Raw genomic sequence first — 9,984 nt, 5'->3', positions numbered from 1 at the left:
GGTCCACCTCCAGGTAGGCCTGCAGGCCCTCGCGCTGCAGGTTGCCGGCCACGTCGGCCAGCTCGGGCCGCTGCGCCAGGGCCTGCAACAGGCGCTCGCTCCACTCGGCCAGCAGCGCGCCGTCGGGCGAACTGAGGGTGAACTGGTACTGCGTGCGGCTGATGCGGTCTTCCATGCCCAGCTCCTGCACCGGCTGGAACCAGGCCTGGATGCCGCCCACGCCACGCGCACGCTCGCGCAGGCGGTCGATCAGCTCGCCGGCCGAGACCGAGCGTTGCGCGTGCGGCGCCAGCGTGATCAGCATGCGCCCGCTGTTGAGCGTGGCGTTGCTGCCGTCCACCCCTATGTAGGAGGCGATGCTCTGCACCGGCGCTTCGGCCAGCAGGGCTTCGGCCAGCGCGCGCTGGCGCTCGGCCATGGCGCCGAAGGACACGCTCTGCGGCGCCTCGGTCACCACCTGGATCGCGCCCGCGTCCTGCACCGGGAAGAAGCCCTTGGGCACGGCCAGGTAGAGCAGGCCGGTGAGCAGCAGCGTGGCGGCCAGGGCCAGCAGGGCCAGCGGTTGGCGCGCGAGCACCCAGTCGAGCGCGTGGCCGTAGCGCTCGATGGTTCCGCTCAGCCAGTCGCGCTGCTCGCCGTGCGCGGGCGGGCGCGGCAGCAGGCGCGCGGCCATCATGGGCGTGAGCGTGAGCGAGACCACCAGCGAGATGGCGATGGCCACGGCCAGGGTGACGGCGAACTCGTGGAACAGGCGGCCCACCACGTCGGCCATGAACAGCAGCGGGATCAGCACCGCCACCAGCGAGACCGTGAGCGAGACCAGGGTGAAGCCGATCTCGCTGGCGCCCTTGAGCGCTGCCTCCATGGGCCCCGCGCCCTGCTCGCGGTGGCGCGCGATGTTCTCCAGCATGACGATGGCGTCGTCCACCACGAAGCCGGTGGCGATGGTCAGCGCCATCAGGCTCAGGTTGTTGAGCGAGTAGCCCAGCAGCAGCATGGCCGCGAAGGTGCCGACCAGCGACAGCGGCACGGCCACGCTGGGGATGAGCGTGGCCGCCGGCGTGCGCAGGAAGACAAAGGTGACCAGCACCACCAGCGCGATGGCGAACAGCAGCTCCTTCTGCACGTCGCGCACCGAGGCGCGGATGCTCTCGGTGCGGTCGGACACCACCTGCACCTTCACCGTGGCCGGTAGCGTGGCGGTGAGCTGCGGCAGCAGCGCGCGCACCTGGTCGGCCACGGCGATGACGTTGGCGCCGGGCTGGCGCTGGATGTTGAGCAGCACGGCCGGCGCCAGGCCGCAGCCGCCGGCCGGCTGGCCTTCGGCGCAGGCCATGCCGGCCCAGGCGGCCAGGAAACGGTCCTCGGCGCCCTCTTCCACCTGGGCCACGTCGGCCAGGCGCAGCGGCGCGCCGTCGCGCCAGGCCACGATCAGGCGCCGGTACTCGGCCACCGAGCGCAGCTGGTCGTTGGCGTCGAGCATGGTGCTGCGCAGCGCGCCGTCGAAGCTGCCCTTGGGCTGGTTGTTGTTGGCGGCGGCGATGGCCGCGCGCAGCTCCTCCAGCGTGAGGCCGTTGGCCGCCAGCGCGCGGCTGTTGGCCATCACGCGGATGGCTGGGCGCTGCCCGCCCGCCAGGCTGACCAGGCCGACCCCGGGCAGGCGCGAGAGCTGGCCCGCCATGCGCGTGTCCACCAGGTCGACCACGCGCGGCAGCGGCAGGGTCTCGGACGAGATGGCCAGGGTGAGGATGGGCACGTCCGCGGGGTTCACCTTGCGGTAGATCGGCGGCGCCGGCAGGTCGGACGGCAGCAGGCTGTTGGCGCTCTGCAATGCGGCCTGCACGTCCTGCTCGGCCACGCCCAGGTCCACCTCCAGCGCGAACTTCAGGGTGATGACCGAGGCGCCGCCCGAGCTGGTGGACGACATCTGCGCCAGGCCCGGGATCTGGCCGAGCCGGCGCTCCAGCGGTGCGGTGACGGTGCGCGCGGTGACGTCGGGACTGGCGCCGGGCTGGAAGGTGAAGACCTGGATGACCGGGTAGTCCACCTGCGGCAGCGCCGATACCGGCAGCTGGCGCCAGGCCAGCAGGCCGGCGATCAGCACCGCCAGCATCAGCAGCGAGGTCGCCACCGGTCGCAGGATGAAGGGGCGCGAGAGGGAGGGCGTGGACATTTCAGTGGCTCCGTCGCTCGTGGGTGCCGCGGAACCGGCTTTGCCGGTCCGCAGGCGCCGCCCCCTTCAGGGGGTCGCGCGAAGCGCGGCGGGGGTGTTTCATACGTCAGCGCGGGGCGGCGTCCGGCGCGAGCGGTGAGTTCGCCGGCAGCTCGGTGGCCTGCACCACCTTCACCGCGCGGCCTTCCTCCAAACGGTCCAGGCCTTCGAGCACCACCGGTTCGCCCTCGGCCAGGCCCTTCGTCACCACGGTGCGCCCGCCGCTGGCCGGGCCCAGCACGAGGTCGCGCACGCGGGCCTTGTTGTCGGCGATGACGTAGACATAGCTGCCGCGCGAGCCGTGCTGCACCGCGTCGGTGGGGATGGTCACCGCGCCGGGCAGCTGGCGCAGCGCCAGGCGCACGTTGACGAACTGGTTGGGAAAGAGCGCGTCGTCCGCGTTCTCGAAGCGCGCCTTCAGGCGCAGCGTGGCGGTGGCGGCGTCGATCTGGTTGTCCAGCGTATCGAGGCGGCCGACGGCCAGGCGCTGGCGGTTGTCGCGGTCCCAGGCCTCGACCACGGGTGGGGTCTTGTCCGCGTGCGCGGCGCGCACGTCGGCCACCTGGGGCTCGGGCACGCTGAAGAGCACGGCCACGGGCTGCGTCTGCGTGAGCGTGAACAGGCCGTTGGCGTCGTTGGCGGCGATCAGGTTGCCGGCGTCCACCCGGCGCAGGCCCACGCGGCCCGCGATGGGCGCCTCGATGCGGGTGTAGGAGAGCTGCAGCCGCGCGTTGTCCACCTGCGCCTGGTCGGCCTTGAGCGTGCCGCGCAGTTGCTGCACCAGCGCGGCCTGGCGGTCCAGCTGCTGGCGGGCGATGGCGTCGCGCGTGAAGAGCTGCTCGTAGCGCGCGAGTTCGCTCTCGGCGTTGCGCAGCTGGGCCAGGTTCTGCTGCTGCTGGCCCTGCGCCTGGGCCAGCGCCACGCGCAGCGGTTCCGGGTCGATCTCGGCCAGCAGCTGGCCGCGCGCCACGCGCTGGCCTTCGCGCACCAGTACGCGGGCCAGCTGACCCGCGACGCGGCTGCGCACCACCACGGTGTTGTAGGGCGCCACGGTGCCAACGGCGCGCGCCTGCACGGTGAAGTCTTCGGTGCGGGCCGGCTCCACGCGCACCGCCACCGGGCCGCGCCACTGGCTGGGCGCCGGCGGCGGCGTCTGCGGAGGGCGCAGCAGAAACCACCAGGCCGCCGCGCCCCCGGCCAGCAACAGTCCCAGCCAGAGCAGGCCGCGCGCCCAGGAACGGTGAGACGGGGGCGCGGGCGTTCGATCGGATTCGGGCATGGGAACAGCGTGGAAAGCGCGGGCGGCGCGGCGCGCGCGAGGCGCCGCGGGGCGCGTCGGGGGGGTATCGCGGCAAATGATAGCCAGTCGCAACAACACCGACCTGAAAGACCCGGCCGCGCGGGCGCCCTCGCCGCGGCCGCGCGCGGGGGCACCGGGCCCTTCAGCGGGAATGGCCGAGCAGGTGGTCGCGAAACGCCAGTGCGATCGGGGACAGGCGCTTGCCGGCCAGGTGCACGATGCTCCATTGCGAGGCGATCGGAAAACCCTGCACGTCGAGCACCACCACGCCGTGCTCGCGCGAGTGGCCGTGCAGCGCGTGCTGCGACACCACGCCCAGCCCCAGCCCACCGGCCACCGCCTCCTTGATGGCCTCGTTGCTGCCCAGCTCCATGCGCACGTCCGGCACGAAGCGCTCGGCCCGGAAATGCCGGTCGCTGGCCATGCGCGTGCCCGAGCCGCGCTCGCGCAGGATGAAGCGCTGCTCGGCCAGCGCGCGCAGCGCCAGGCCCTGGCCGCGGGCCAGCGGGTGGCGCGAGGCGGCGATCACGACCAGGGGATTGGCCATGAACACCTCGCCCTCGACCGCGAGGTCCGCGGGTGGCATGGACATGATGTAGAGGTCGTCGAGGTTCTCGCGCATGCGCTGCACCACGCCGTCGCGGTTGAGCACCTCCAGCGCGACGTCGATGGCGGGGTGCTTGTGGCAGAAACGCCCCAGCAGGCGCGGCACGAAGTACTTGGCGGTGCTCACCACCGAGACCTTCAGCCGGCCGCGCGCCAGGCCCTTGGTGGCCGCCACCTGCTGCCCGAAGCTGTCCCACTCGCGCACCATGGCGCGCGCGGTCCGGGCCAGGTCGAGCCCGGCCGGCGTGAGGTGCACCTTGCGACCGATCACCTCGTACAGCGGCAGGCCCACGGCCTCGCCGATCTCGCGCAGCTGCATGGAGGCGGTGGGCTGGGTCACGTGCATGGCCCGCGCGGCGCCGCTCACGCTGCCGGTTTCGTGCAGGGCGAGAAACAGGCGCAATTGCCGAAAACTCACATTCATAGACTTTTTCCTATGTGAACGCTCGGATAAATCGATTTTACGAAGCACTCGCCATTGCCTAGCATGCCGGCCAACCTGGAGCTTCCCCATGACCGGCCTGCTGGACCCCGCGATCCTGTTCTTCGTTTTCGGCGTACTCGCCGGCGCGCTGCGCTCCAACCTGGAGATCCCGCCCGCCATCGGCAAATTCCTCTCGCTCTACCTGCTGATGGCGCTGGGCCTCAAGGGCGGCTTCGCGTTGGCCGCCGCGGGCCTCACGCCGGCCATGCTCGGCAGCCTGGCCGCGGCGCTGTTCATGGCCTTCCTGGTGCCCGCGCTGGGGTATGCCTTCCTGCGGCACCGCGTCTCCCACTTCGACGCCGCCGCCGTGGCCGCGGCCTACGGCTCGGTCAGCGCGGTGAGCTTCGTCGCCGCCACGCAGCACCTGGAGAACCTGGGGCTGGCGCCGGGCGGGCACATGACCGTGGCCATGGTGCTGATGGAGTCGCCCGCGATCCTGATGGCGGTGCTGCTGGCCAACGCCGCGCGCCACGCCTCGCGCGCGACGATCGTGGTCGGGGCCGGGCAGGCCGCCCTGTCGCCGGGGGCCGGCGGCACGCCGCTGCGCGGCCTCCTGCGGGAGTCCTTCACCGACGGCGCGCAGCTCCTGCTGCTGGGCTCGCTGGTGGTGGGCTGGGTCAGCGGTGACGCGGGCCGGGCCGTGATGCAGCCCTTCGCGGGCGACCTGTTCAAGGGCTTGCTGGCCTTCTTCCTGCTCGACATGGGCTTGCTCGTGGCGCGCAATTTCGCCGACGCGCGGCGCGCCTCGCCGGTGCTCATCGCCTATGCGGTCCTGGGCCCGCTGACGCACGCGGCCATCGCCCTCGCCCTGGCGCGCCTGCTCGGCCTGCCGCCGGCCGACACGGCCCTGCTGATGGTGCTGAGCGCCAGCGCGTCCTACATCGTGGTCCCCGCCGTGCTGCGGCACGCCGTGCCCGAGGCCAACCCCTCGCTCTACCTGGGCCTGTCGCTGGGCCTGACCTTCCCGCTCAACATCCTGCTGGGCATCCCGCTCTACACCTGGCTGGCGACGGCGCTCTGAGGCGGCGCCTCAGCCCAGGCCGCCGCCGCGCACCCAGGCGGCGCGCGCGGCGATGGCGGCGCGCTCTTCGGGGCCGATCCGATCGAGGTGCCTGATCTGCGGCGCCAGCCGCGGGTGCGCCGCGAAGCGCGCCGCGTGGCGCACCAGGAAGTCCCAATACAGGGTGGTGAACGGGCAGGCACGATCGCCCGTGCGCTGCCCGGGGTCGAAGCGGCAGCCGCGGCAGTGGTCGCTCATGCGCTCGATGCAGCGGCCGGTGGCGATGTAGGGCTTGCTGGCGAGCAGGCCACCGTCGGCGTACTGGCTCATGCCCAGCGTATTGGGCAGTTCGACCCACTCGACCGCGTCCACGTAGACGCTGAGGTACCAGGCATGCACCTGCTTCGGCTCCACGCCGTACAGCAGCGCGAACAGGCCGGTGACCATGAGGCGCTGGATGTGGTGCGCATAGCCGTGGCGCAGCGTCTGCCCGATGGCATCGGACAGGCAGCGCATGGGCGTGTCGCCGCTCCAGTACCAGGCCGGCAGCGCCAGCCGCGCGTCCAGCGCGTTGTGGTCGGCGTACGCCGGCATCTTCAGCCAGTAGACGCCGCGCACGTACTCGCGCCAGCCCAGGATCTGGCGGATGAAACCCTCGGCCGAGGCCAGGGGCACGCGCCCCGCGCGCCAGGCGCCCTCGGCGGCGGCGACCAGTTCGCGCGGATGGAGCAGCTTGAGGTTGAGCGCCGCCGAGAGCTGCGCGTGGTAGAGCCAGGGCTCGCCGCCCCACATGGCGTCCTGCCAGTGGCCGAAGTGCGCCAGGCGCTCGTCGATGAACTGGTGCAGCGCCTGCAGCGCCTGCGCGCGCGTCACGGGCCAGCCGAACGGCTCGGCCTGACCGGGATGCTCGCCGAAGCGGGCGCGCACCAGCGCGATCACCTCCGCGGTGAGCGCGTCGGGTTCGAAGCGCGCGGGCGGCGGCAGGAAGCCCGGGCCCTGCGTGCCGAAGGCCGACCGGTTCTCGCTGTCGAGGTTCCAGACGCCGCCGCAGGGGCCGTCGCCGTCCATGAGCACGCCGTGTTCTCGCCGCATCTCGCGGTAGAAGGTCTCCAGGCGCAAGGTCCGCCGCCCGCGCGCGTGCCGGGCGAAACGCTCGGCGCTGCAGAAGAAGTGCCGGTCCTCCAGCAGATCGAGCGGCGTGTCGCCCACCGCCAGGCGCAGCGCCTGCAGCACCCGCCAGTCGCCCGGCCAGGTGAGCCGCACGCGCTGCGGGCGCCAGCGCACGAGCGCCTCGCCCAGCGCATCGGCCAGGCCGCCTTCGCGCAGGGTTTCGTAGTCGAGCGGCAGGCCCCGCTCGCGCAGCGCGGCCGCGAAGTGCCGCCTCGCGGCCAGGAACTGCACGATGCGTTGCTGGCTGCTCCAGACGTGCGTGCTCTCTTCGGTGGCCTCGCACATCCACACGCGGTCGCGCGCGGCGTCGAAGCCATCGAAGGCGCTGCTCTGGGGGTCGAGTTGGTCGCCGAGCACGACGACCAGGTGGCGGCACGGGGGGCTCATCCCGCGCACCTTACACGGCGCCCGGCGGTGGTTCAGCCCCGCCCGCGAAACACCGGTGGCCGCCGCTCGATGAAGGCGCGCATGCCCTCGGCGAAGGACTCGCCGTCGATCAGCTCAGCCTGGCGCTCGCGCTCCAGCGCCAGCTGCTGCATCAGGTGGTTGCGCTCGCTGGCCGCGAACAGCGCGCGGGTCTCGGCGATGGCGTGCCCCGGCAGCGCGGCCAGGCGCCTGGCCAGGGACCAGGCTTCCTGGGCCAGCGCGGCGTCGTCCACGCAGGCCCAGATCAGGCCCCAGTCGGCCGCGCGCGGCGCGTCCAGCTTGTCGCCCAGCAGCGCCAGGCCGAGCGCGCGCGCGCGGCCGACGGCGCGCGGCAGCGCCCAGCTCGCGCCCATGTCGGGCACGGCGCCCAGCGCGGGCACGAAAGGCAGGTAGAAGTAGGCCGAGCGCGCGGCGATCACCAGGTCGGCCGCCAGGGCCAGGCCCACGCCGCCACCCGCCGCCACGCCGTTGACGGCGCAGACCACCGGCACGGGCAGGGACCGCAGCTCGGCCACCAGGGGGTTGCCGGTCTGGTCCAGCATCTGGCCCACCTGCGTGCCCAGCGAGCCGCGCGAGGCGTCCTTCGCGCGTTCGCTGAAGTCGTTCAGGTCGGCGCCCACGCAGAAGGCGCGACCGGCGGCGGTAAGGATGAGGGCGCGGATGGACCGGTCCTCGCGCACGCGGCGCAAGGCGTCCAGCGCGCCCTGCTGCAGCGCGGGGCTGAGGGGGTTGAGGCGATCGCCTTCGTTGAGGGTCAGCGTGGCGATGCCTTCGCGTGACTCGAACAGGACGGCTGGCTTCATGGCGGTGTCTCCCGGGCGTGTTCCTTGAAGTAGGTGCGCACCACATCACCGTCCAGGCGCAGCGCGTGGCAGCCGCCCAGCGGCGAGTGGCGTTGGGTGGCAACGGCCTCGGCATCGGCGAATTCGCCGCTGGCCCACAGCACCTGGAAGGCCGTGCTGGCCAGGGTCGGCAGCAGCTCGGTCATGTGGGTGCAGCCCGCCGTGCCGCGGAACAGGCGCTTGACCGCCAGGGTGAAGCCCGGCTCGATGCGCAGGCCCACGAGCTGTCGGTAGGCCGCCTCGACCCCGCGGCAGTCCGCGTAAGGCGCGTGGTCGCTGGACACGCGGGCGTCGACGATGCGGCGCTCGCGGTCGATGGTCAGGCGCACGCGCATCTGGTGGATGGCCTGGCCCGCCGGCACCGCGCGGTGCACCAGCTGCAGCGGCTGCGGCTTGGTGTCGATGAGCAGGCCGTCGAGGTCGATCAGGCCATCCTCGCGCTCAAAGGCCTCGCATTGGACGCGCCGCAGGTGCAGCGGCCGGCGCCCGCTCATCGCACCGCCTGCGCGGCGTGCACCACGCCGGCCGCGCACAGGGCCTCGATGTCGGCGCACGCGTAGCCGGCCCGCGCCAGCAGCGCGCGCGTGTCGGCGCCCACCACAGGCGCGCGCGTCGGCAGCTGCGCGGGCGTGCGGTCGAAGCGCGGTGCGGGCGCAGGCTGCACCGCGCCGTCCTCGCCGCGCACGAAGGTGCCGCGCGCGGCGTTGTGCGGGTGCGCGGGCGCCTCCGCCATCGACAGCACGGGCGCGAAGCAGGCGTCCGTTCCCTCCAGCAGCGCGCACCAGGCGTCGCGCGTGCGGGTGCGGAACAGCGTTTCCAGCTTCTGACGCAATGCGGGCCATTCGCCGGCCGCCCACTGGCGCTGGAAAGCCGGGTCCTCGATGCCGCAGCGTTCGAGCAACTGGCGGTAGAACTGGGGCTCGATCGCGCCCACGGACACGTAGCGCCCGTCGGCGCATTCGTAGGTGCCGTAGAAATGCGCCGCGCCGTCGAGGAAGTTGCTTTCGCGGCGGTCCTGCCAGAAGCCCTTGGCCATCAGCCCGTACTGGGCGCTCATCAGCAGGGCCGCGCCATCGGTCATGGCGGCGTCCACCACCTGGCCCTGGCCCGATCGCTGGGCCTCGGCCAGCGCGGCCAGCACGCCCACCACCAGCAGCATGCCGCCGCCGCCGTAGTCGCCCACCAGGTTGAGCGGCGGCGCGGGCGGCCGGTCGGCCGGGCCCATGGCGTGCAGCGCGCCGCTGAGCGCGATGTAGTTGAGGTCGTGCCCGGCGGTCTGGGCCAGCGGGCCGCTCTGGCCCCAGCCCGTCATGCGGCCATAGACCAGGCGGGTGTTGCGCGCGCGGCAGGCCTCGGGGCCCAGGCCCAGCTTCTCGGCCACGCCGGGGCGAAAGCCCTCGATCAGCACGTCGGCGGACGCGACCAGCCGAAGCACGGCCTCCACGCCGCGGGGGTCCTTCGTGTTCACGGCGATCGACTGGCGGCCGCGGTCCACGATGCTGTCGTTGCGCATCAGGTCCTCCAGGCCGCCGCGCGAGGGCGGGCCCGGCAGGCGGTCGACCCGGATGACGGTGGCGCCCAGGTCGGCCAGGACCATGCAGGCGAAGGGCCCGGGGCCGATGCCCGCGAGCTCGATGACGGTGAGGTGGGCGAGCGGTCCGGGCATGGGCTCACATGCGCTTGGCGACTTCTTCCAGCATCACCTCGGTGGCGCCGCCGCCGATGGTGAGGATGCGCGCGTCGCGCGCCATGCGCTCCACCGGCGTGCCGGTGATGAAGCCGGTGCCGCCGTGCAGCTGCAGGCAGGTGTGCACCACCTCCTGCAGAGTCTCGGCGCCGAAGGCCTTGAGCATGGAGACCTCGCGCACCGTGTCCTTGCCCTGCTCGATCATGAGCGCGCACTGGTAGGTGAGCGCGCGCACGGCCGCCGCCTTGGAAGCCATC

Annotated in this window: 9 protein-coding genes; 1 reads left to right on the top strand and 8 read right to left on the bottom strand. The window is 73.0% G+C overall.

Annotated elements, in window-relative coordinates:
• The 3 genes from BGO22_RS14250 to BGO22_RS14240 form a co-directional block, all read right to left on the bottom strand.
• Positions 1 to 2,173: efflux RND transporter permease subunit (locus tag BGO22_RS14250; protein WP_286851414.1), on the bottom strand; the 2,173-nt coding region annotated here is incomplete at its 3' end.
• A 106-nt stretch (positions 2,174 to 2,279) separates the two neighbouring features.
• Complete coding sequence (locus tag BGO22_RS14245) at positions 2,280 to 3,491, bottom strand: efflux RND transporter periplasmic adaptor subunit (protein ID WP_286851412.1); 1,212 nt, start codon at positions 3,489 to 3,491, stop codon at positions 2,280 to 2,282.
• Between the two features lie 163 nt (positions 3,492 to 3,654).
• Positions 3,655 to 4,542, bottom strand: coding sequence for a LysR family transcriptional regulator (locus tag BGO22_RS14240; RefSeq protein WP_070399275.1), 888 nt, complete (start codon positions 4,540 to 4,542; stop codon positions 3,655 to 3,657).
• An 88-nt stretch (positions 4,543 to 4,630) separates the two neighbouring features.
• On the opposite strand from BGO22_RS14240, the gene BGO22_RS14235 reads away from it, so the two are divergent.
• Positions 4,631 to 5,623 (top strand): sodium-dependent bicarbonate transport family permease, encoded by a 993-nt coding sequence (locus tag BGO22_RS14235; RefSeq protein ID WP_286851409.1) that lies wholly within the window; start codon positions 4,631 to 4,633, stop codon positions 5,621 to 5,623.
• 9 nt (positions 5,624 to 5,632) lie between these two features.
• Here the strand turns inward: BGO22_RS14235 and BGO22_RS14230 are convergent, their stop codons facing one another.
• The 5 genes from BGO22_RS14230 to BGO22_RS14210 form a co-directional block, all read right to left on the bottom strand.
• Positions 5,633 to 7,159 (bottom strand): cryptochrome/photolyase family protein, encoded by a 1,527-nt coding sequence (locus BGO22_RS14230; protein WP_286851408.1) that lies wholly within the window; start codon positions 7,157 to 7,159, stop codon positions 5,633 to 5,635.
• A gap of 32 nt (positions 7,160 to 7,191) precedes the next feature.
• Positions 7,192 to 8,001, bottom strand: a complete 810-nt coding sequence (locus BGO22_RS14225; protein WP_286851406.1) for an enoyl-CoA hydratase-related protein — start codon at positions 7,999 to 8,001, stop codon at positions 7,192 to 7,194.
• Positions 7,998 to 8,534: a DUF2889 domain-containing protein gene (locus BGO22_RS14220; RefSeq protein WP_070399271.1), complete on the bottom strand. Its 537-nt coding sequence runs from the start codon at positions 8,532 to 8,534 to the stop codon at positions 7,998 to 8,000. Before BGO22_RS14220 ends, BGO22_RS14225 begins: the two co-directional genes overlap by 4 nt.
• Entirely contained in the window at positions 8,531 to 9,706 is a 1,176-nt protein-coding gene (locus tag BGO22_RS14215; protein ID WP_286851404.1) for a CaiB/BaiF CoA transferase family protein, read from the bottom strand. Before BGO22_RS14215 ends, BGO22_RS14220 begins: the two co-directional genes overlap by 4 nt.
• Before the next feature lie 4 nt (positions 9,707 to 9,710).
• On the bottom strand, positions 9,711 to 9,984 hold a 274-nt coding region (locus BGO22_RS14210), incomplete at its 5' end, for an acyl-CoA dehydrogenase family protein (RefSeq protein ID WP_286851402.1).

The organism is Hydrogenophaga sp. 70-12 (assembly GCF_001897365.1).
Classification (GTDB): domain Bacteria; phylum Pseudomonadota; class Gammaproteobacteria; order Burkholderiales; family Burkholderiaceae_C; genus Hydrogenophaga; species Hydrogenophaga borbori.
The sequence above is the reverse complement of the archived record's forward strand: the minus strand, read 5'-3'. Positions and strand labels throughout refer to the sequence as shown.

Bases quoted from the DNA above. Each gene is read 5' to 3' on its own strand.
- BGO22_RS14230 (WP_286851408.1), bottom strand. From the start codon at position 7,159: ATGAGCCCCCCGTGCCGCCACCTGGTCGTCGTGCTCGGCGACCAACTC.
- BGO22_RS14245 (WP_286851412.1), bottom strand. From the start codon at position 3,491: ATGCCCGAATCCGATCGAACGCCCGCGCCCCCGTCTCACCGTTCCTGG.
- BGO22_RS14240 (WP_070399275.1), bottom strand. From the start codon at position 4,542: ATGAATGTGAGTTTTCGGCAATTGCGCCTGTTTCTCGCCCTGCACGAA.
- BGO22_RS14220 (WP_070399271.1), bottom strand. From the start codon at position 8,534: ATGAGCGGGCGCCGGCCGCTGCACCTGCGGCGCGTCCAATGCGAGGCC.
- BGO22_RS14215 (WP_286851404.1), bottom strand. From the start codon at position 9,706: ATGCCCGGACCGCTCGCCCACCTCACCGTCATCGAGCTCGCGGGCATC.
- BGO22_RS14235 (WP_286851409.1), top strand. From the start codon at position 4,631: ATGACCGGCCTGCTGGACCCCGCGATCCTGTTCTTCGTTTTCGGCGTA.
- BGO22_RS14225 (WP_286851406.1), bottom strand. From the start codon at position 8,001: ATGAAGCCAGCCGTCCTGTTCGAGTCACGCGAAGGCATCGCCACGCTG.